The organism is Anaerofustis sp. (genome assembly GCF_019420015.1).
Taxonomy (GTDB): Bacteria; Bacillota; Clostridia; order Eubacteriales; family Anaerofustaceae; genus Anaerofustis.
In genome coordinates this window covers 76,598-97,503 of record NZ_JAHZIA010000047.1, presented here as the reverse complement: position 1 = coordinate 97,503, position 20,906 = coordinate 76,598, and the positions used below count along the sequence as shown (strand labels likewise).

General features: G+C 32.3%; 22 protein-coding genes. 6 read left to right on the top strand and 16 right to left on the bottom strand.

Features of this window, described 5'->3' with window-relative positions; genetic code table 11:
• Positions 1-707 (top strand): undecaprenyl-diphosphate phosphatase (locus QZ357_RS08660; protein WP_290776240.1); only part of this gene is annotated, 707 nt, incomplete at its 5' end.
• 30 nt (positions 708-737) lie between these two features.
• Here the strand turns inward: QZ357_RS08660 and QZ357_RS08655 are convergent.
• The 12 genes from QZ357_RS08655 to QZ357_RS08600 form a co-directional block, all read right to left on the bottom strand.
• Positions 738-1,223 carry a GNAT family N-acetyltransferase gene (locus tag QZ357_RS08655; protein ID WP_290776238.1) on the bottom strand — a complete coding sequence of 162 codons (486 nt, stop codon included), beginning with the start codon at positions 1,221-1,223 and terminating at the stop codon, positions 738-740.
• A 22-nt stretch (positions 1,224-1,245) separates the two neighbouring features.
• On the bottom strand, positions 1,246-1,983 hold the full coding sequence (locus QZ357_RS08650; RefSeq protein ID WP_290776236.1) for a PHP domain-containing protein: 738 nt from the start codon (positions 1,981-1,983) through the stop codon (positions 1,246-1,248).
• The gene (gene ispG / locus QZ357_RS08645; protein WP_290776235.1) at positions 1,983-3,032 is read right to left on the bottom strand and encodes a flavodoxin-dependent (E)-4-hydroxy-3-methylbut-2-enyl-diphosphate synthase; all 1,050 of its coding nucleotides are present in this window, start codon (positions 3,030-3,032) and stop codon (positions 1,983-1,985) included. Before ispG ends, QZ357_RS08650 begins: the two co-directional genes overlap by 1 nt.
• A gap of 9 nt (positions 3,033-3,041) precedes the next feature.
• On the bottom strand, positions 3,042-4,067 hold the full coding sequence (gene rseP / locus QZ357_RS08640; protein WP_290776233.1) for an RIP metalloprotease RseP: 1,026 nt from the start codon (positions 4,065-4,067) through the stop codon (positions 3,042-3,044).
• A 12-nt stretch (positions 4,068-4,079) separates the two neighbouring features.
• Complete coding sequence (locus QZ357_RS08635) at positions 4,080-4,898, bottom strand: phosphatidate cytidylyltransferase (RefSeq protein ID WP_290776231.1); 819 nt, start codon at positions 4,896-4,898, stop codon at positions 4,080-4,082.
• Position 4,899: 1 nt separating this feature from the next.
• Positions 4,900-5,616 carry an isoprenyl transferase gene (locus QZ357_RS08630; protein WP_290776230.1) on the bottom strand — a complete coding sequence of 239 codons (717 nt, stop codon included), beginning with the start codon at positions 5,614-5,616 and terminating at the stop codon, positions 4,900-4,902.
• Positions 5,617-5,642: 26 nt separating this feature from the next.
• Positions 5,643-6,200 carry a ribosome recycling factor gene (gene frr, locus QZ357_RS08625; protein WP_290776229.1) on the bottom strand — a complete coding sequence of 186 codons (558 nt, stop codon included), beginning with the start codon at positions 6,198-6,200 and terminating at the stop codon, positions 5,643-5,645.
• Between the two features lie 13 nt (positions 6,201-6,213).
• Positions 6,214-6,918 carry a UMP kinase gene (gene pyrH, locus QZ357_RS08620; protein ID WP_290776228.1) on the bottom strand — a complete coding sequence of 235 codons (705 nt, stop codon included), beginning with the start codon at positions 6,916-6,918 and terminating at the stop codon, positions 6,214-6,216.
• Positions 6,919-7,031: 113 nt separating this feature from the next.
• Complete coding sequence (gene tsf, locus QZ357_RS08615) at positions 7,032-7,940, bottom strand: translation elongation factor Ts (RefSeq protein ID WP_366934146.1); 909 nt, start codon at positions 7,938-7,940, stop codon at positions 7,032-7,034.
• Between the two features lie 20 nt (positions 7,941-7,960).
• Complete coding sequence (gene rpsB / locus QZ357_RS08610) at positions 7,961-8,692, bottom strand: 30S ribosomal protein S2 (RefSeq protein WP_290776224.1); 732 nt, start codon at positions 8,690-8,692, stop codon at positions 7,961-7,963.
• Between the two features lie 240 nt (positions 8,693-8,932).
• Positions 8,933-10,657, bottom strand: a complete 1,725-nt coding sequence (locus QZ357_RS08605; protein ID WP_290776221.1) for a phospho-sugar mutase — start codon at positions 10,655-10,657, stop codon at positions 8,933-8,935.
• Positions 10,658-10,713: 56 nt separating this feature from the next.
• On the bottom strand, positions 10,714-11,355 hold the full coding sequence (locus QZ357_RS08600; RefSeq protein WP_290776219.1) for a cyclase family protein: 642 nt from the start codon (positions 11,353-11,355) through the stop codon (positions 10,714-10,716).
• Positions 11,356-11,672: 317 nt separating this feature from the next.
• On the opposite strand from QZ357_RS08600, the gene QZ357_RS08595 reads away from it, so the two are divergent.
• Both QZ357_RS08595 and hprK read left to right on the top strand, forming a co-directional pair.
• Positions 11,673-12,491 carry an HAD family hydrolase gene (locus QZ357_RS08595; RefSeq protein ID WP_290776217.1) on the top strand — a complete coding sequence of 273 codons (819 nt, stop codon included), beginning with the start codon at positions 11,673-11,675 and terminating at the stop codon, positions 12,489-12,491.
• 5 nt (positions 12,492-12,496) lie between these two features.
• Positions 12,497-13,432, top strand: a complete 936-nt coding sequence (gene hprK / locus QZ357_RS08590) for an HPr(Ser) kinase/phosphatase (protein WP_290776215.1) — start codon at positions 12,497-12,499, stop codon at positions 13,430-13,432.
• A 25-nt stretch (positions 13,433-13,457) separates the two neighbouring features.
• Here the strand turns inward: hprK and QZ357_RS08585 are convergent, their stop codons facing one another.
• From QZ357_RS08585 to QZ357_RS08575, 3 genes are read right to left on the bottom strand one after another with little or no spacing between them, the layout of a single operon-like run.
• Complete coding sequence (locus QZ357_RS08585; RefSeq protein WP_290776213.1) at positions 13,458-14,663, bottom strand: DUF2207 domain-containing protein; 1,206 nt, start codon at positions 14,661-14,663, stop codon at positions 13,458-13,460.
• Positions 14,664-14,668: 5 nt separating this feature from the next.
• Positions 14,669-16,570, bottom strand: coding sequence for a DUF2207 domain-containing protein (locus QZ357_RS08580; protein WP_290776211.1), 1,902 nt, complete (start codon positions 16,568-16,570; stop codon positions 14,669-14,671).
• Positions 16,571-16,588: 18 nt separating this feature from the next.
• On the bottom strand, positions 16,589-17,146 hold the full coding sequence (locus QZ357_RS08575) for a LemA family protein (protein ID WP_290776210.1): 558 nt from the start codon (positions 17,144-17,146) through the stop codon (positions 16,589-16,591).
• Positions 17,147-17,357: 211 nt separating this feature from the next.
• Here QZ357_RS08575 and QZ357_RS08570 point away from each other — a divergent pair, with 211 nt between their 5' ends.
• From QZ357_RS08570 to rpmF, 3 genes are all read left to right on the top strand, one after another.
• Positions 17,358-18,554: an acetate kinase gene (locus tag QZ357_RS08570; RefSeq protein ID WP_290776208.1), complete on the top strand. Its 1,197-nt coding sequence runs from the start codon at positions 17,358-17,360 to the stop codon at positions 18,552-18,554.
• A gap of 88 nt (positions 18,555-18,642) precedes the next feature.
• The gene (locus QZ357_RS08565) at positions 18,643-19,119 is read left to right on the top strand and encodes a DUF177 domain-containing protein (protein ID WP_290776206.1); all 477 of its coding nucleotides are present in this window, start codon (positions 18,643-18,645) and stop codon (positions 19,117-19,119) included.
• A 13-nt stretch (positions 19,120-19,132) separates the two neighbouring features.
• A complete protein-coding gene (gene rpmF / locus QZ357_RS08560; RefSeq protein ID WP_290776204.1) occupies positions 19,133-19,315 on the top strand; it encodes a 50S ribosomal protein L32 in 183 nt (60 codons plus the stop codon).
• 263 nt (positions 19,316-19,578) lie between these two features.
• Here the strand turns inward: rpmF and QZ357_RS08555 are convergent.
• A partial coding sequence (locus tag QZ357_RS08555; protein ID WP_290776202.1) for a YifB family Mg chelatase-like AAA ATPase occupies positions 19,579-20,906 on the bottom strand: 1,328 nt, incomplete at its 5' end.

Sequence of the window (20,906 nt, the reverse complement as noted above, 5' to 3'; positions counted from 1 at the left end):
CCATAGTTCTTCATCTAGGGACATTACTTGCCGTTGTTGTAGCTTATTATAAATCCATATGGAACATGATAAAAGAATTCTTTTTAATGATTGGAGATTTGGTTACTTTAAAAGGACCGAATCTTGATAAAAGTAAATACAGAAGATACATAGTTTATATTCTTGTAGCTTCTGTTCCTGCAGGAATTGTCGGAGTATTGTTTGAGGATTTTATAAGTGAAAAATTCGGATCTTTGATTGTAGTAGCAATAATGCTTTTAATTACGGGAGTGTTGCTTGTTCTCGGTGATGTACTGGGAAAAAGAAACACAAAAGAAATTCAGCAACTCGGACCAAAGAAATCTTTTATAATAGGTATATTTCAAATGTTTGCAATAACTCCCGGTATCTCAAGATCGGGTTCTACCATTGTAGGAGGACTTCTTTCCGGGCTTAAAAAAGAAGAGGCTGTTGAGTTTTCTTTCCTTATGTCTATACCTGCCGTGCTCGGGTCTTTGCTTTTAAAGATTAAAGATATTTGGGCTATAGGGGCGTCTACATCTTTTGCTCCTTTGATAATAGGTTTCTTGTGTGCGGCAATAATAGGATATTTTTCAATAGTACTTCTAAACAGTATTGTTAAAAAAGGTAAATTGTATTATTTTTCTATATATTGTTGGATAGTTGGACTGGCTTTGATAATATATAACATATTAATAAGATTATAAAAAAAGACACTTTAAACAAAGTGTCTTTTTTTATAATTCATAAATATAAGAAATTATGTCTTCATAAGTATTGTCTTTTTTCAAATATCCCTTTGGAATTACTCCGAGCTTTTTAAATCCTAAATTTTCATATAAATGTATTGCATTTTTATTGGATTTTACAACTGCGTTAAATTGTAATATTTTAAAATTTAATTCTCTTGCTTTATTTAAAGAATGTATTACCAATTTTTTTCCTATGTGCTGTCCTCTTATGTTTTTGTCTACAGCATAACTCGCGTTTGCTATATGTGCGCATCTTCCTATGTTATTCGGATGTAATATATAAAGTCCGACAATTTGCCCGTTATATTCTGCCACTGCGGTAAAACTTTGAGATTTGAAAAAAATCTTTCCGTCTTCTATCGTTAATGTTTCCTTTTGAGGAAAAGCATCGGCTTGTATAACTATTTCATTCCAAATATTTATCATTTCATTAGTGTCTTCTGATTTAAATTCTCTTATCTTAATTTCCATTTTATCAATTTAATAATACGGTTTATTCCACATTCCAAACCTTATTTAGATTTATTTTGCTTTCTTTCAATATTTTTTTTGCGTTGTTCCATTTCCCGATATCATTCGGGCAATGGGCATCACTGCCGACTGCATATTTTATATGGATGTTGTTCTTTTCGATTAGTTCAATGTCTTTGGCGCTTAGTTTACTTTGAGTGTTGTTAATTTCCAATATAACATTGTTTTTTTCGGCTTCTTTTGCCAGTTTTATAATATCGACAGGTCCTCTTGTATCGGGGTGTGTAATCATTGTAAGGGGGTATTTTTTTATTGCATTTATCAGTGCATTTGTATTTATTTTGGTTTGTCTTTTTTTGAATATACCGAACTTACAATATAGGGTATTCATTATTTGCAAATTGAAAAATGCGCTTGGATTTTTTGGTATTGACATTAAGTGAATTCCGCAGTAAAGAACCTCTATAATATCGAGAAGCTCTTTGTCGACATCGAGATCTCCTTTTGTTGATATTATATTTGCCTCAAGTCCCATTAAAATTTCCATATCCGGATATTTTTTTCTTAGTTCGATAATTTCGTCTTTCATTCTTTTATACGTTGCATTTGTATTTTTTCTTGCAACAACGTGTCCCGGACCGTGTTCACTTATAATGATTTTTTTGATACCCTTATTTTTTGCCGCTATGATGTTTTCTTCAATAGTTCCTGTGCCATGAGAGTAAACCGTGTGGCAATGAATTTCTGCTGTTAATTTCATTATGATATTCTTTCTTCTATCCTTTCTAAGATGAAAGAAGCAATTTCATCACTTTTAATGCTTTTGACTTTTTCTCCTTTTTCAAAGAAGACTGCATTTCCGTCTCCGCACGCAACACCCATATCTGCTTCTTTTGCTTCGCCCGGTCCGTTAACCGCACATCCCATAACCGCTACTGTAATCGGCTCTTTTATATGGATGGTTTTTTCTTTTATCTCTCTTACTATTGAAAGGGTATCTGTTTTGCATCTTCCGCATGTAGGGCATGATACGATTCTTACTCCTTCTTTCAGAAGTCCCAAACTTGTCAATATTTCTTTTCCTACCGTTACTTCATCTGCACTTTCTCCTGTGAGAGAAACTCTTATTGTATCTCCTATACCGTCTTTTAACAAACTTCCAAGACCTATGCTGGAGCGGACGATGCCTCCAAGTTCAGCACCTGCTTCTGTAACTCCCAAGTGCAAAGGATATGAATATTTTTCTCTGAATAATCTGTTTGCATCAATTGTTGTACTGACATCGCTGGATTTAATTGACAATATGATATTGTCGTATCCGAATTCGTTAAAATACTCTATACTTCTGTATGCACTTTCAACAAGGGCTTCTGGAGTTGGATGTTTGTATTTTTCGAGTAAATCTTTTTCTAAACTTCCGGAATTTACACCTATTCTGACCGGGATATCATAGTCTTTTAAGCATCTTACAACTTCTCTGACTCTTTCTTTCCCTCCTATGTTTCCGGGGTTTATTCTGACTTTGTGTACTCCGTTTTTTATTGCTTCTATTGCAACTTTATAATCAAAGTGTATGTCGGCAACAAAGGGTATGTTTGTATTTTTTATAATTTCAGGGATGATTTTTGCCGCTTCCATGTTAGGTATGGTTCCTCTTATGATGTCGCATCCCATCATTTCCAATTTGTTTATTTCGTTTATTATACCTGTACAATCGGTAGGAGGGAGCTTTAACATCGATTGAACCAGTATAGGATTTCCTCCTCCGATTTTTTTATTGCCTATTTTTACTGTATTTGTTTTTTTCATTTTCAACTCCTAGAACAGCTTTATTACATCTTGTACCGCAACAAAAACAGCCAACCCCATTAGTAGTACAAAGCCTACGAAATGTATCATTCCTTCTTTATCCCTGTTGATAGGGGAACCTTTTATCATTTCTATTATACAAAATAGAATTCTGCTTCCATCCAATGCAGGAATAGGCAGTAAGTTGAATATCCCGATGTTTATAGCAAGAAGCGCTGTTATATTAAGGATAATAATAAAGCCTGCACTTAAAGCTTGGTTTATTATGCTAGCTACTCCGATTGGACCGGAGAGCTGGTTTATTCCTATAACGCCTCTTATTAAGTCTATAAGGGCTTTAAAAGTTAAATATATATAAGTACCGAATGCTTTGAATGCATTGGTTATTGTGCCTATAAAGCTTTTTGAATAGGTTGGGTTTATACCTATTTGATATGAGTTTGTTTCATTATTTTTTTTAGGGGTTACTTTAGATTGTTTTATTTGTCCGTCTGCAGTTTTATATGTTATATTAAGTTCTTTTCCTTTGGAATTATTTATACTGTTTGATAAATCATTCCACTCGTTTATTTTTTTATTATCTATTTGTGTTATGGTATCTCCGCTTTTAAGTCCGGCTAAATAAGCAGGGGAGTTATCCAAAACATTACTTAATGTTGTTGTCGGTTCTGTCCCTGCGATACCGTAAACAATCATCAGTATTATTATTGCCGTGAGTAAATTCATTCCGGCTCCTGCAGCCAATACGAGAATTCTTTTGAAGGGTGATATTGAATTGAGAGAACCTTCTCCGAGTTCGTTCTCATCTTCATCTTCTCCGTACATTTTACAGTATCCTCCTATTGGAAGAAGCCTTATAGAATACAACGTTTCGTCTTTCCCTTTTCGTTTAAAAATAAGTGGTCCCATCCCGATAGAAAATTCTTCTACGATGACACCACATTTTTTTGCCACAATAAAGTGACCGAATTCATGAGTTGTTATTAATACTCCGAATATAATCAAAGTAAATATTATTGTTGTTATTAAGTTCAAGTTAATCTTCTCCTAAAATGTAAGCATATTTAGCACAATGTATACATAAAAGAATGTTCCTGCCAAAGAAAACAACATTCCGTCTATTCTGTCTAAAACTCCACCGTGTCCCGGAATGATTTTACCGTAATCTTTGACATCAAAGGTTCTTTTAATCATCGAAGCAGTCAGGTCTCCGAATTGACAAAGTATACTGTTTATTATTGCCATTATTATACAGTCTATTAAGGAAATGTCAAGAATATTATAATTTGTATATATAAAATATAATATTATCCCTGCTAGTACTCCGAAAATCAACCCGAATATACTGCCTTCTACACTTTTTTTTGGGCTTATCGGAGGGCATAATTTATGTTTGCCGAACTTTATTCCAAATAAAAATGCAAAAGAATCAGTTGCGACTGAAATCAGTATTGCAAATATGATCAATGCTAATCCTGTATGGTTTAGTTTATTTAACAGCATAATCATAAAAGATAATATCAAAGATATATACAGTATTCCAAATACTCCGTAAATTGTAGTTTGTGAATGATATTTTTTATTTGAAATATTTATGATTGCAATTAAAACCATTATTATCGGAATAGACGGGATAATCAATTTTGAATTTACTGCTGCGAATATAAGCATTAATGTTCCAAGTATGATATATAAAACCTTGGAAATTTCCAAATGATGTTTCCCTTTATCTATTACATTTATATATTCATATAGTGAAATTGCATTTATCAAAAAAGCCAGAGCTACAAATGCTTTATTTCCTATTAAAATTGCTAAAATTAAAAGTAAAATTAATACTATTGAACTGATTAATCTTTTTGACAATTTATTTCACCAATCCTCCGAATCTTCTTTCTTTATGTTGGAAAGAGTAAATGGCTTTATGTAATTCTTCTTTATTAAAATCAGGCCAAAGAGTATCGCAAAAATATAATTCACTGTATGCAAGTTGCCATAATAAAAAGTTGCTTATTCTTATATCTCCGCCCGTTCTGATTAATAAATCAACTTCAGTATTTTCACTGTTGTATAAATATTTGCCGAATGATTCTTCAGAAATGTCATCAGCATTAATTCCCTCTTTTATAATTTGTTTTGTAGCATTTACAATTTCGTTTCTTCCGCCATAATTAAGTGCTATGTGAACATGAAGACCTTTTCCGTTTTTAGTCTTTTCCATTGTTTCTTTTATGCTTTCGAGGGTTTTATCTGGAAGAGCTTCTATATCTCCGATAAAATCCATTTTTACATTTTCCTTAATTAGGTCGTCGGTTTCTTTTTTTAGATATTCGACCACAAGATTCATTATTGTCGTTACTTCGTCTTGAGGTCTTTTCCAATTCTCAGTAGAAAAAGCATACAAAGTTAAATGTTTTATATTTAAATTATTTACATCTCTTATTATTTCTTTTACGGTTTTTGCTCCGAATTTATGTCCAAAGCTTCGGATTTTTCCTTGTTGTTTTGCCCATCTGCCGTTTCCGTCCATTATTATTGCAAGGTGTTTGGGCATGTTATCTTTATCTAGTTTTAAACTATTCATATTTTTTATTCCTTCAAATAAAGATTTTATATGGTAGTGATTTCTTTTTCCTTAGCTTTAACTTTGTTATCTATTTCTTTGACGTATTCGTTTGTTAATTTTTGAATTTCATCTTCAAAATCTTTTAAGCTATCCTCTGTAAGTTCTCCGTTTTTTTGAGCTGCTTTTAAATCGTGTATAGCATTTCTTCTTATGTTTCTAACCGCAACTTTAGAATTTTCGCCTTCTTTTTCTGCGATTTTGCATAATTCCTTTCTTCTTTCTTCAGTAAGTTGAGGAATTGAAAGTCTTATTACTTTTCCGTCATTTGAAGGGTTTAATCCAAGATCTGAATTCATGATTGCTTTTTCGATTAGCGAAAGAGCAGATTGATCCCAAGGCTGAACCGTAAGCATTCTTGGCTCCGGAGCCGATATGCTTGCCATTTGGTTAACAGGGGTAGGGGTTCCGTAATAATCAACAACTATTCTGTCAAGCATTGCAGGGTTTGCTCTTCCTGCTCTTAATGCATTAAGGTTAGATTGTAAATTCTCAACGGCTTTTATCATTTTTTCTTTTGTTTGATTTTGTATTTCTTTAGTCATTGTAATTTCTCCTTTATTTTATTATTGTTCCGATTCTTTCTCCACATACAACTTTTTCTATGTTTTCAGGTGGATCTATTGCGAATATAAGTAGTGGAATATCGTTGTCCATACAAAGTGATGCAGCTGTCGAATCAATTACTTTAAGCCCTTGATCTAAGATGTCAAGGTAAGTTAGTTCGTCGTATTTTATTGCATCGTCAAATTCATTAGGGTCTTTGTTATATACTCCGTCTATGTTTTTAGCAGATAAAATAGCTTCTGCTTCAATTTCCGCAGCTCTTAGAGAAGCGGCTGTATCGGTAGAGAAGAAAGGATTTCCGGTCCCTGCCGCAAATATTACGATTCTTCCTTTTTCCAAATGTCTTATAGCTCTTCTTCTGATATAACTTTCGGAAATTTGTCTCATTTCTATTGCACTTTGAACTCTTACTTGCAAATCTAATTGTTCAAGACTGTCTTGAAGTGCGAGAGCATTCATTACTGTAGCCATCATACCTATGTAGTCTGCGGTTGCTCTGTCCATTCCTTCTCCTGTTCTTCCTCTCCAGAAGTTCCCGCCTCCTACGACGATTGCGATTTCAACGCCCATATCGTGACATTTTTTTATGTGTTCGCTTATCTTATTTATAACCGGGGTATTAAGCCCGAATCTTTTATCTCCGGCAAGCGCTTCTCCGCTTACTTTCAATATTATTCTCTTGTATTTAGGTTCCATAAAATACTCCTATCTATCATTAATCTTATTCATTATATATAATACAATATTTGCTTGAATAAAACAATAAAAAAAGAACACAACTGAGTTAATTGTGTTCTTAAAGTTTTTAATTATTCGCCTAATTGTTTTTGAATTTCTTCAGCAAAGTTTTCTTCTTTCTTTTCTAAACCTTCGCCTGTTTCAAAACGAACGATTTTGTTGATTTTAATATTTGCCCCTGCTTGTGAAATATATTTTTCAACTGTTAAATCTGGGTCTTGAACGTAAGCTTGGTCAAGTAAACATACTTCTTTAAGTTCTTTGTTTAAACGTCCTGTAATCATTTTTTCAATGATATTGTCAGGTTTTTCAGGATGTTCTGTTTTTGCTTGATGAAGTAAAATTTCTTTTTCAGATTCTATATAATCGCTTGGAACTTCTTCTCTTGAAACATATTTAGGGTTCATAGCCGCAACTTGCATAGCTACGTTTCTAAGACAAGTTTTAACTTTGTCATTTACTTCGTCACAGCTTGCTTCTACTACAGCACCGATTTTTCCATTGCCGTGGATATAAGCCGCAACACATCCTTCACTTTCGATTCTCGCAAATCTTCTGATATTTAAGTTTTCTCCGATAACGGCGATTTTTTCGTTTAATGCTTCTTTAACTGTTTTGCCTTCTTCTTTCCAGTTTCCTTCCAAGAATGCATCTAAATCAGCTGCGTTTGAATCTATAACTTGAGTTGCAACATCTTCTACGAAGCTTTGGAAATCTTCATTTTTAGCAACGAAGTCTGTTTCTGAGTTAACTTCCACGATACCCGCAACTTTATCGTCTTTTACTACTACTTTTACAGCACCTTCTGCAGCGATTCTTCCTGCTTTTTTGCTTGCAGCTGCAAGTCCTTTTTCTCTTAAGTATACAATGGCTTTTTCTATATCACCGTCGGTTTCTACCAAGGCTTTTTTACAGTCCATCATACCAACACCGGTTTTTTCTCTAAGTTCTTTGATAAGTTTAGTTGTAATTGCCATAATTATTATAACCCCTTAATTTTTTATTCTTCTGTTGAAACTTCTTCTTCAACTTGAACGTCTTCCATTTGTTCTCCTTGTTTACCTTCTAAAATTGCATTTGAAATTGTAGAAGCGATTAGAGATACGGCTCTGATTGCATCGTCGTTTCCAGGGATAGGATAGTCGATTTCATCAGGATCGCAGTTTGTGTCAACTATAGCTACGATTGGAATGTTAAGTTTTTTAGCTTCAGCGATAGCAATTCTTTCTTTCTTAGGGTCAATTACGAATAACGCTGATGGAAGTTTTTCCATATGTTTGATTCCGCCTAAGAATTTTTCAAGTTTGTCTCTTTGATTTTTAAGCAAAATAACTTCTTTTTTAGGTAAAACGTCAAATGTTCCGTCTTGTTCCATTTCGTTTAGTTCATGAAGTCTTTTGATTCTTTTTGAAATAGTTTGGAAGTTTGTAAGAGTTCCTCCCAACCATCTTTGGTTGATGAAGTGACTTCCGCTTTTAAGAGCTTCTGTTTGAATAGCTTCTTGAGCTTGTTTTTTTGTTCCGATAAATAAAATTTCTCCGCCTTCTTCAGCGATTTCTCTTACAAATTTACAAGCATCGTCTACCAAACCTACTGTTTGTTGTAAGTCGATAATGTAAATTCCGTTTCTTTCTGTGAAGATGTATTTTTTCATTTTTGGATTCCATCTTCTTGTTTGATGTCCGAATTGAACACCTGCTTCCAATAATTGTTTCATTTGAATGTAACTCATTCTTTTTCCTCCTTGGTTTTATCCTCGATATGCCAATTCTGCCCTTTAGGGAACCAAAGAATTAAAAGCATATCTGTGTTTTTTTGTTAACCTTATATATAATATCATAAGCATATTTGATATTCAAGAAAATTTATATGTTTTTTATCAAAAATCCCTTTTTATTAAGGTTTTTTTTGATTTTTGATGATTTTACGGATTAAGTCTTTATTAAATATATAAATTTTTTATTTGTTGTGATTATATAAGTTTTTTTATTTCTTTTATATAGTTTTTTGATTTTTCTTTCGCTTCTTCTTTGGTGTTACCTTTAGAGAGAGCATAAAGTTTTATTTTCGGCTCTGTTCCGCTTGGCCTGCATATAATATTACAGCCGTCTTCAAGTTCATAAAACAATACGTCGGATGCTTCTTCACTGATTTTTATTTTATTCTTTGTACTTGTATCAGTAATTGTATGATTTAGGTAATCCCTTATTTTCACTACTTTTGTTTTGCCAAATATTTCCGGAGGATTGTTTCTCAATTTACTGCTTATTTCCTTTATTTTTTCCGCTCCGTCAACCCCTTTTATATAAATACTTTCTGTTAGTTCGTCAAAATATCCGTATTTATCGTAAAGTGCATTTAAAGCATCAAAAAGACTCATTTTTTTGTCCATGTAGTAACATGCCATTTCTGCTATAATCATCGAAGTTACGATTCCGTCTTTATCTTTTGCGTAACTTCCTTTTAAATATCCTATACTTTCCTCAAATCCGTATATAAACTGATATTTGCCTTCGTTTTCTATTTCATGCATTTTTTTGCCTACGAATTTGAAACCTGTCAATACTTCGTATAGTTTTATGTTGTTTTTTTTACATATTTCATTAACGATATTTGTTGTTACTATACTTTTTGTAGTAGCAAAATTATTTTTAAACGTTCCTTTTTCTTTTTTTGCGTTTATTATATATTCTAAAATTAATGCACCTATCTGGTTTCCTGTTATTGTTTCAAATGTTCCGTTTTGTTTTTTTGCCATTACACCTACTCTGTCGGCATCGGGATCTGTTGCTATTATTATATCTGCGTTGTTTTTCTCTGCAATTTTAACAGCTTCTTGGAATCCTTCTTCATTTTCCGGGTTTGGGGACTTCAAGTCTGGAAAGTTTCCGTTAGGTGTCATTTGATTTTCTACCAAAATAATATTTTTAATTCCTATTTCTTTTAGTACAAAAGGAACAAATTTATATCCACATCCATAAAAAGGAGTATATACGACTTTGAATTTATCGCTGTATTTTTTTGTGTACTTTGTGTATTCACTTTCATTAAGAACTTTTGAAAGATATTTTGTATCTATATCGTTACCTATAATTTTAAGAAGCCCTTGTTCTAATGCTTCGTTTTTGTTCATAGTTTTTATGTTCTTTAGAATATCCGTTTTTTTCATATTGTCATATACTTTTCCAGCCATTTCGGGAGACAGTTGTGCTCCGTCACTCCAATATACTTTATATCCGTTATATTCTTTTGTATTGTGAGATGCCGTAATATTTATACCTGATATCGCTCCAAGTTCCATTATGGAAAATGATAATTCCGGAGTAGGTCTTAAATCATCGAAAAAATATACTTTTATTCCCATTTCACAAAGTGTAAGCGCAGCTTCCATTGCGAATTTTTCGGAGTTGTTTCTTGGGTCATGACTTATTACAACGCCCTTATTTGCCGCATCACTTCCGCTTTCTTTTATAACCTTACCCAAAGAGTATGTCGTATGTCTTATTGTATATACATTCATCATGTTTATACCCGCTCCCATAATACCTCTGAGTCCGGCTGTTCCGAAATTTAACATTTGAGAAAATCTGTACTGTATCTCTTTTTCATCGTTTTTTATTTTTTTTAGTTCTTTTTTTGACTTTTCGTCGATTAAAGGACTGTTTAAAAATCGTTCGTATTCTTTTAAATAGTTCATTTTTATCTCCTTTTACATTAAAGAGTTTAGATAAATCTTTTTTCTTGTTCGTTTATTTATAATTTTTTTGCAAATGCTCTTACTGGCGCACCGTCTCCGTTTTTTATTTTCATGGGAATAAAATAGAAATTATAAAAAACATTACAATTAAGGGCGTCTAAATTTGTTAAATTTTCTACTATCAATATATCATTTGAAAGAAGTGTCTTGTGAGCATCGTTGTTTCCCATGTATGTTGAATCAGGACTTAGCGTGTCTATACCGAAAATACTTATTCCTATATCCTTTAAAAATGTTATGATTTCTTTTGATAGATATGGGTGATGGGTATATTTTTCGCTGTTGAAAAATTTATCGTATCCGGTTTTAAATATTACAAAGTCGGAATTTAAAATATTTTTTTCATAAGATGCCAAGTCGTCTATATAAATTATTTCGTTATTACTCTTTCCGCTTACGTCTACCACTATACCTTTTCCTATAAATTTATTTATGGGATAGTCGTTTATGTCTTTTCCGTTTTCTAGTATATGGTATGGAACATCTAAGTGAGTTCCGCTATGAGAGGATATATGTATTTCGTCCACTTTGCAGCCGTCTTTTTTGTGATTGTAATAGTTTTTTATATATACATTGGGATCTTTAGGGTATATTTGCATATTATCTGCTATTTCTCTGGTTAAATCTATGAGTTGCATTTTGACCTCGCTGAAATTTGATGTATTGTTTCATTAAAGCAATACATTATTATATATAGTATTATTTTATAAATATTTTATCATAAATTTATATTATTTCGGTGTAAAGGAGGATAAAATATTTTAAATCATGTTTTTACTTTTGTTTTATATTAAAAGAGATTATGATAAATGCTTATTTATTAAAACTTTACAATAATTCACTTGTAAATAAAATATAAATAATATAAAATGAAGAAAAGAAATTTTACATTATATTGAATTTATTATAATGTTAATAACGATTTTAAATAAAAAATAATTATATGGAGAATAATATGTATAAATTACTTGCAACTGATATAGACGGTACGCTTATTAATTCAAAAAAAAAATTAACAGACAATACAAAAAAAGCAATATATGAGGCAAACGAAAATGGCTGTATCATCCTTCCATGTTCCGGAAGGGGACCGCTTCCTTTGAGTGTTATAACCGATGAGATAAATCTTGATTTGCCTCTTGCTTGTTACAACGGCGCATTGGTTATAAGAGGAAAAAGCGGAGAGATACTGTATGATAAAGCCATTGATAAAAAAGATGCTATTCTTGCATATAATGAAGGAATAAAAAGAAATGTAGGTGTAATCCTTTGGACCTTTGACAATAAACTTGCCATAAACGGTTGGAATAAATTTACCGAACATTACTTTTCTCTTGCTAATGTAAAAAGAGAAGAAGTGGTAATAATACCGGATAATATGGATATATTTGACGAAAGAATAGCAAAGGTGTTGTGGCAGGATGAAGTCGAAAATATGAGTGATCATGTGGATTATGCAAGGAATTTATTGAAAAATTGTGAGAATAATGCCATTTGTGCGACAAGTCAACCGTTTTTACTTGAGTTTACACATAAAGACGGAAATAAAGCCGAAGCTATAAAACATGTTGCAAAAGCTTTTAATATAGACCATAAAGATACTATCGGTATAGGTGACGGACTTAATGATATACCGATGATAGAATATGCGGCGCTTGGGGTTGCTATGGAAAATGCTCATTGTGAAGTTCTGGAAGCTGCTGACTTGGTTGCTCCCAGTAATGATGATGATGGCGTTGCATACATTATAAATAAATATATGTTAGGAAAATAATAACAATGAAAAGAGCATCGTTGGAAGATTTTTGTAAAAATCTGGAAGGAGAAATCCTCTATAGTGATTTTAGAAAAAATATAAGATTAAATACTCCTTATGTAACACGTCCGGGTATTCAATTAACGGGTTTTTTTGAGTACTTTGACAACGACAGAGTTCAAATCATAGGGAATACCGAGAGTGCATATTTAAAACACCTTACTCCACAGGTAAGAGAGAATAGAATAAGAGCTCTTTTTAAACATGACATCCCATGTGTTGTTCTTACAAACGGTGTGAAAGAATACGATGATTTTGTGAAAATTGCCAAAGAAGAACATGTGATTCTTATGAGAAGCAATTTTAATACAAATCTAAGCATAAATAAGACCGTTGCATTTTTGGAAGATTTATTTGCGCCTAAGATGCAGTTGCATGGTGTGCTTGTGGAAGTTTTAGGGGTAGGAATACTTCTCGAAGGTGAGAGCGGTATAGGTAAAAGCGAGATAGCCCTTGATTTGGTTCACAGAGGTCACAGATTGGTAAGTGATGATTTGGTTGAAGTGAAAAGAACTTCTGCTGTTAACTTAGAAGGATCTTGTCCTGAAGTGCTGCAGTATTTTATGGAAATAAGAGGGGTTGGGATTATTGATGTAAAAGCTCTTTTTGGTATGGGAGCGGTAAAGGATAATGTCGGAATAGAGCTTGTGGTAAGATTGGTTCATTGGAAAGATAATGAGCATTATGAAAGACTCGGAACCGAATATCAAAAAGAAGATATACTCGGCGTTAAACTCGATAAGCTTACCGTGCCTGTAAGACCGGGAAGAAATATGGCTGTAATAATAGAGACAATCGCAAGAAATTATCGTGTAAATGAAATGGATTATAATGCCGGAAAAGTATTCTGCGAAAGAATAGAAGAGTTTAACAATGCAAATGCAAAGAAATTAAAATAAAAAGACTGATTTAATCAGTCTTTTTTTAATATGAATCAAGTATTGCATTATCAATTATATCCATATCATCATTGAATTTGTTTATTTCGATTTTATCGTTATTTTCGTAAGTTGAATAGAAATAAGGGGTTTTTATTTCATTTTCATTTCCATCGAAAATTATTAGTGATAATTCGAATGAGAAAATATAAGGAAGTATTTCATAAAAGTACTTTTTGTCTTTTTTGTACAGTTCATAAATTTCATTTTTATTATATTTTTCCAAATGGTGTTTAAATCCTGTTATCTTTGCAAGTACTGAGTTTAGATAGTCGCTTCTTTTGAATATAAACCCGTTTACTATTACACAAAGTAAAAGCAGATTTAATTGGCACATGAACATTATTCCTACGTTGCTGAAATGAATTACAAAATAAGGAACGCTTATATTTCCGCAAAGTATAAATATGCTTGTTATAAGGGCAGCATATTTTACGTAAGTATCGTTACCTGCTTGATATGCAATTATCAAATGCGATAATAAAGCATACATAAATCCCGCCAATATAAACAGAAGTATAGCGAAGGTTATTCTGAATCTCAATGCTCTGAATGCGAATAGGGAATAAATTACAAAGGATACAATAACCAGTATTGCAAATAGAAAACCGGTAAATTTTCTTAGCTTTCTGGATGTTTTTGTTTCAATATTCTTATCGTTTGAAAATGTATTTCCTATAATAGTTTCCATTTTCTTAAAATATCTTCCGCAACTGTTTGTAATATCTGAGCCTGTAATCTTGTTTTTGTTTCCGATAAAGAGAATTTTAAACATTAACCTTTCAAATTTTGATAATTTATCATCCAAATCTTTTAGTTTTGTTATAACAATATCTCCGTTTATATCTTTAAAAATTTTAAGATATTTTTTTACGGCAAGTGATATGATTAAAGAAGAAAAATGATTGCTTTGCACTTCTCCCGTATCCAAATATCCTATTACGAAACTATCCATTTCTCTTGGTGGATAAAGAGAAGTTTTTCTTTCCACTCTTTTATCCATTCCCCAAATAAAATAAATAACCAAATCGATTATAAGCAGTAAAACAGTGCATAATAAAAGTATAGTAAGAATGTTTGGGGGAAGCTTTTTATATAAAAGCTTTTGTGTTACATAAATAACAACCCCTATAACTATGGCTAAAATCAATAAAATTATACTTTGTTGAACTTTTTCCTTTTTTTGATTCATAATTTTTACCAGCTTCCGCCGCCACCGCCGCCGAAACCGCCTCCTGAAAATCCTCCGCCTCCGGAAAAGCCTCCTCCGAAACCTCCGTCGTTGTTATCAAATTCAACTGCGCTTGCCGTGGAGTCCATGAAGTACATTCTGTTGTACAGGTGTGAAAGCATATAATAATTCCAAAATACATCAGAGTCATGTGATTCATACCATTCCGGTGCGTCAAGTTCTATATCTTTAAATTTGTTCATCCATTTTTCACTTATATCGAGTACAAATGCATAAGGCATTATATCATAAAAATATGATGGATTGTCTTGTACGAGCATTTCAAATTTATCTTTTTCCGTAACAATAAGGAAATCTTTAAATCCTAAAATTTTGCCTATTATACTATCTAAATACACACTTCTTTTATACGTAAGCCCTGCCAAAAAGATTACGATTAGGCTAATTATATTTTGCAGGGTGAATATTATAAAATCTCCTGTAAAAGTGTATAACATAAAAGATAAAACTCCGTATATTATTAATGCTATTAGTGTACATATGACAATACTCATGGATTTCTTTCCGGTAACGCCTGAATGCATGTTGGTCATTGAATATATAATAGTAATATAAAGTATGCCCAAAAATACTGATAAAAGTATTGCTGATATAAAAGAAAGCCATATGCTGTAGAATGTTTGGTATGAGAAATATACTGTATTTATAAATGTAAATACTATGGTAATTCCAAACATAACCCACTGCCATATAGTCGACTTCTTGTTGTCAAGGGATTTTTCTCCGGTGAATTCCTCTGCTAAGTCATCTTTTGCTACGGATATAATATCAGCAAATTTATATTTTAAGCTCGATAATTTAACACTGTTTCTGTTTTTGAATAATCCGTCAAATATGCGTTTTTCAAAAGATTTTGCATTTTTCGGTAAATCTTTTACTTTTGTAAACGTCATTTCTTCTTCGCCTTCTTCTTTTATCTTAAGATACTCTTTTGATGCAAAATATACTATAAGAGAAGTTAAATTTTTTGAGCTTAATCTGCTTGTGGCAATATATCCCATTTCAGCAGGTGTCATTCCGTTTGGGGGATATAATTCTACGGTTTTTATGATTTTTTCGTCTCTTCCGAATTTTATATAAACCAATATTGCCGTTATTAACAGTATAATCGATATTATAAGGAAAATATAATCGAAGACTTTATTGTCATTTGCTGCATTCGCAAAGTATCCGTTTGGAAGTTCTATCCTTACAGTAAGACTTTCGTTTTCGTATAATCTTGAATTTGTATTTCCTTTTATAATGTTGTTTTGAACCTTGTAACTTACATTGCTTTTTCTGCTTCCGTATTTTCCTGACGTAAAACTTATAAGATTAGTGTCGAAATCTTTAGGCATATGTATTTCAAAGGTTACTAAATCTATTGTTGTATCCCAATCATTTCCTATTAGATTATAGTAAACATCATCAAAGTCTTTTATGCCGTCATTGCCGACGATATATCTATATTCGATAATATATCGTTTCTTACCGCTTACATATTCGTCTTCGTCTCCGATTTGGACTTTTATGTCACTTATATTTTCGTCAGTTGAAAAATTACTTCCCTTCACATTTAAATCTTTGATTTTTATTATATGTGTTTTTTTTATGCTCTTTCCGTTTATTTCTCTTGTTGCAGAAGATATTCTCGGTATGGTTCTGAATATTCCGTGTCTTTCGTTTTTGCCAAAGTCCACATCTATGGTTTCTTTTACAGTATAGCTGTTATCTTCATTGACTGTCATCTTTATATCGTAATTGTCAATGGTAAATGCTTCTTTTGCAAAAATGTTGCAAGAAGGAAATATTACCCCGAATATAAATAATAGTGTAAGTGACAGAAGTATTTTCTTTAGTTTTTTCATATTCCCTCTATTCTAACGTTAAAATTGTACTTTTATATTTTCTCTTTCTTCGTCGTTGTTTACTTCAAAAAGTTCTTTTGCTTTAAATCCGAAGATGTTTGCAATGATATTGCTTGGAAATACTTCGGTTTTTGTGTTGAATGTATTTACAATTGCATTGTAATATTTTCTTGAAGATGCTATTTCTTCTTCCATTCTGTTTAGATCAGCTTGAAGAGAAACGAAATTTTCGTTTGCTTTTAAGTCCGGATAATTTTCAGATAAAGCAAACAAAGATTTAAGAGTTCCTGATAGAATATTTTCACCTTCGATTTTTTCGTCTACATTGTTAGCATTCATTGCCATGTTTCTTGCGTTAATAACTTTCTCCAATGTTGATTGTTCGTGTTTTGCATATCCTTTTACTGTTTCAACCAAATTTGGAATAAGATCATATCTTTTTTTGAGATATACATCCATGGTTGCATAGGCCTCTTTTATTTTGTTGTTTAGTTTTACAAAACCGTTATAGCTTGAAATTAAATACATAATTATTACTGCTACAGCTAAAATAACGATAATTAAAGTAATGTTCATTTTTTATGTCTCCTTAATTGTTTTCTTTATATATATTTTATCATATAAATAATAAACTAATTATAGTTTTATAGAAAATTGTTTAAAATATTTAATAAAAAGATTTACTTATAAAAATATTATTTACAAAATCTTTAAAAGGGTATAAAATAACTAAGACAGATTTTGATAAATACATATGAATAGATACATTTTAGGAGGAATTATACAAATGAAAGTTCTTGTAATAAACTGCGGCAGCTCTTCGCTTAAATATCAGCTTATTGATATGAAAGACAATAATGTTTTGGCAAACGGGGTTGCTGAAAGAATAGGAATGAGCGAAGGTATTCTTACTCATAAGCAACCGGGAAAAGATAATGTGGTATTTAATGAAGATATGCCTACCCATAAGGAAGCTCTTCAAATTCTTGTAAAAGCTCTTGTTAATGATGAATACGGTGTTATTGAAAGTTTGGATGAAATATCTGCAATAGGACATAGAATTACTACAGGCGGTGAAAAATACAATTCTTCAATAGAAGCCGATGATGAAGTTATAAAAGGATTGGATGAATGTAAAAATCTAGCTCCTCTTCATATTCCTGGTCAGGTTATGGGACTTCTTGGTTGTAAAGAGGTATTTCCTGGTAAAAAGATGGTTTGTGTTTTTGATACTTCATTCCATAGAACTATACCTAAAGAAGCATATATTTATCCGATTCCATATGAATATTATGAAAAATACGGTATAAGAAAATACGGTTTCCATGGAATATCTCATCAGTTTGTATCGGCTAAAGCTGCAGAAATGATGAATAAAGATATTAAAGATTTAAAAATAATCGTATGTCATTTAGGAAACGGGGCAAGTGTTTCTGCTGTTAAAAACGGAGAATGTATAGAAAACTCAATGGGATTCACTCCTCTTGACGGTTTGGAAATGGGTACCAGAAGCGGCTCTATAGATCCTTCTATAGTTTCTTTCCTTTGCGAAAATGAAAATAAAACTCCAAAAGAAGTAGAAGATATTTTAAATAAAGAGTCAGGTCTGCTTGGCGTGTCAGGAGTATCTTCGGACTTTAGAGATATTACAGATGCTAAAGATAAAGGAAATGAAAGAGCGAAACTTGCTTTTGATATATTTGTTTATAGAGTAAAGAGCACAATCGGTGCATATACTGCGGCTATGAACGGTGTCGATGTTATTGCGTTTACCGGAGGTATAGGTGAAAATGCAAGTGTGGTCAGAGAAGCAATTCTTAAAGATATGGAATTTTTCGGAATTGATTTTGATGAAAAAGCAAATGATGTCAGAGGCAAAGATACGATTATAACAAAAGAAGGTTCAAAAACAGTTTGTATGGTAATTCCAACCAACGAAGAATTGATGATCGCAAAGGAAACTGTGAATATATTAAATAACTAATAAATAGCTAATATTTGATTATAAATTCTTGACAAATAATGACTAAAGCTATATAATAATTCTTACTGTGACGCTAGGAGGTATAAAGTTGATTATAAGACTTAAAAAGATCTTAGATGATGAAGACAGAAGTATTATAGTTGATGAAACTCTTGACGGCTTTGAGTATAAAGATTTTTCGTTTTCACCGATTGAAGTGAAAGGAAATGTCTTAATTGATCTTGATATGTTAAAATTAACCGTTGATATATCTTTTGAATATTCTGCTTCTTGTGACAGATGTTTGGATGATATAAAGAGGAAAGAGGTATTTCCCTTAGTAAAGCAGTATGATATTAAAGAGATAGAAAGCAGTGACAAAGAGGGAATTGACCTTGAAGAAGCTGTAATAGAAAAAATTTTATTAAATATGCCAAGTAAAGTTTTGTGTAAAGATGATTGTTTAGGCCTTTGTCCAGAATGTGGTATAAACCTAAACAAAGAAAGCTGCAATTGTGCGGATAATAAAATCAATCCGAAATTTGCAGCACTGGGAAAACTGTTAAAGGGCGAAGGTGAAAACTAGGAGGTGAATAATCATGGCAGTACCAAAGAGAAAAGTTTCAAAAGCAAGAAGAGATAAGAAAAGAGCAAACAGTTATAAAATTGAAATGCCTACAGCAAGTGTATGTCCAAAATGCGGAGAAGTAAAAGCTCCTCATAGAGTATGTAAAGTTTGCGGGACATATAAAGATGTAACTGTTATTGATGTTGAAGAATAGTATAATATATTTATCCCTTATTACGGGACTTTCGATTTTTTATTAATAAAAAATAGTAACACACCTTAAAATATATTTATTTTTAGGTGTGTTGTTTTATTATATATTTTTTTAATTATTCTATTTTTAATTAATTAGATTTTTATTCTATTTTCTTAATGTATTTTGTGTTTTTGATAATAAAAAAGGGATCCTTATAAAAAAGATACCTTTTATGAAATTAAAATAATAAATAATATTTATCATTTATATTTTATGCGTATTTACATTTCTCTATACTGTAAAGCTTCGGTTAAATGAGAAGAGTTTATATTTTCTTCTCCCTCCAAATCTGCTATCGTTCTTGCCAGTTTTAAAATTCTGTGGTATCCGCGGGCGGATAGGTTAAGATTATCGAAGGCCATTTTCATCAGCTTTTCTTCTTCTTTTCCTATTTTGCACCATTCTTCCATTTTGCTTGGTGTCAACATCGAATTAAAAAGGATATTCGTGCCTTTGTATCTTTTAAGTTGTATTTCTCTGGCTTTGTTTACTCTTTGTCTTATTTCTTTACTGCTTTCTGATGTTTTGCTGTTTAGTCTTAGTTTTTCGTAGTCTTGTCTTGGAACTCTTACTTGAATATCGATTCTGTCAAGTAAAGGTCCCGAAATTTTATTTTTATACTTTTCTTTTTGAGAATCAGTGCATGTGCACCTTATTTTGTCATCTCCGAGATACCCGCAGGGGCAGGGATTCATACTTGCCAAAAGCATGAAGTCCGCAGGATAAGTTATTGATGCGTATACCCTGGATATATTTACGATTCCGTCTTCAATAGGTTGCCTGAGGACCTCCAGTACTTTTTTTTGAAATTCAGGAAACTCATCCAAAAAAAGTACACCGAGATGGGCAAGGCTTACCTCTCCCGGACTTGGTATTCTTCCCCCTCCGATTAAAGATATGTCGGAAATGGTGTGATGAGGACTTCTGAAGGGGCGGGATGTTATCAGTGGGGTTTCCTTTTTTAAAAGTCCTGAAACCGAGTATATTTTAGTAACTTCCAAGCTTTCTTCAAGAGTCATCCTTGGCAGGATAGTAGAAAATCTTTTTGCAAGCATGGTCTTTCCGCTTCCCGGCGGTCCAACCATTAACATATTATGTGCTCCTGCCGCAGCAATTTCCATTGCTCGTTTTACGTTTTCCTGTCCTTTTACATCGCTGAAGTCGAGTTCGTTTTCCTGCTCGTATTCCAAAAAATCGTACTTGTCTGTTTTAATTCCTTTGATTGGTTTTCTGCCGTTGATGTGTGATATTACTTCAAGAATAGTGTTTGCCGGGAAGATATTTATATTATCTATTATAGAAGCTTCTTTTGAATTTTCTTTTGCGACAACTATGTTTGTTATTCCTCTTTTTTTTGCTTCCATTACCATAGGAAGAACACCGTCCACTCCTCTAAGGGTACCGTCCAGGGAAACTTCTCCTATAAATAAATATTTTTCCAAATCTACGGTTGTGAATATCTGAGTTGATGACAATAAAATGCCTATTGCTATTGGTAAATCGTAGAAGGTTCCTTCTTTTCTTATATTTGCAGGGGCGAGGTTTACGG

Excerpts from the sequence above, each read along its gene's own strand:
- QZ357_RS08655 (WP_290776238.1), bottom strand. The coding sequence starts at position 1,223 with ATGGAAATTAAGATAAGAGAATTTAAATCAGAAGACACTAATGAAATG.
- QZ357_RS08650 (WP_290776236.1), bottom strand. The coding sequence starts at position 1,983 with ATGAAATTAACAGCAGAAATTCATTGCCACACGGTTTACTCTCATGGC.
- ispG (WP_290776235.1), bottom strand. The coding sequence starts at position 3,032 with ATGAAAAAAACAAATACAGTAAAAATAGGCAATAAAAAAATCGGAGGA.
- QZ357_RS08630 (WP_290776230.1), bottom strand. The coding sequence starts at position 5,616 with ATGAATAGTTTAAAACTAGATAAAGATAACATGCCCAAACACCTTGCA.
- frr (WP_290776229.1), bottom strand. The coding sequence starts at position 6,200 with ATGACTAAAGAAATACAAAATCAAACAAAAGAAAAAATGATAAAAGCC.
- pyrH (WP_290776228.1), bottom strand. The coding sequence starts at position 6,918 with ATGGAACCTAAATACAAGAGAATAATATTGAAAGTAAGCGGAGAAGCG.
- rpsB (WP_290776224.1), bottom strand. The coding sequence starts at position 8,692 with ATGAGTTACATTCAAATGAAACAATTATTGGAAGCAGGTGTTCAATTC.
- QZ357_RS08605 (WP_290776221.1), bottom strand. The coding sequence starts at position 10,657 with ATGAACTATTTAAAAGAATACGAACGATTTTTAAACAGTCCTTTAATC.
- QZ357_RS08600 (WP_290776219.1), bottom strand. The coding sequence starts at position 11,355 with ATGCAACTCATAGATTTAACCAGAGAAATAGCAGATAATATGCAAATA.
- QZ357_RS08595 (WP_290776217.1), top strand. The coding sequence starts at position 11,673 with ATGTATAAATTACTTGCAACTGATATAGACGGTACGCTTATTAATTCA.
- hprK (WP_290776215.1), top strand. The coding sequence starts at position 12,497 with ATGAAAAGAGCATCGTTGGAAGATTTTTGTAAAAATCTGGAAGGAGAA.
- QZ357_RS08585 (WP_290776213.1), bottom strand. The coding sequence starts at position 14,663 with ATGAATCAAAAAAAGGAAAAAGTTCAACAAAGTATAATTTTATTGATT.
- QZ357_RS08580 (WP_290776211.1), bottom strand. The coding sequence starts at position 16,570 with ATGAAAAAACTAAAGAAAATACTTCTGTCACTTACACTATTATTTATA.
- QZ357_RS08575 (WP_290776210.1), bottom strand. The coding sequence starts at position 17,146 with ATGAACATTACTTTAATTATCGTTATTTTAGCTGTAGCAGTAATAATT.
- QZ357_RS08570 (WP_290776208.1), top strand. The coding sequence starts at position 17,358 with ATGAAAGTTCTTGTAATAAACTGCGGCAGCTCTTCGCTTAAATATCAG.
- rpmF (WP_290776204.1), top strand. The coding sequence starts at position 19,133 with ATGGCAGTACCAAAGAGAAAAGTTTCAAAAGCAAGAAGAGATAAGAAA.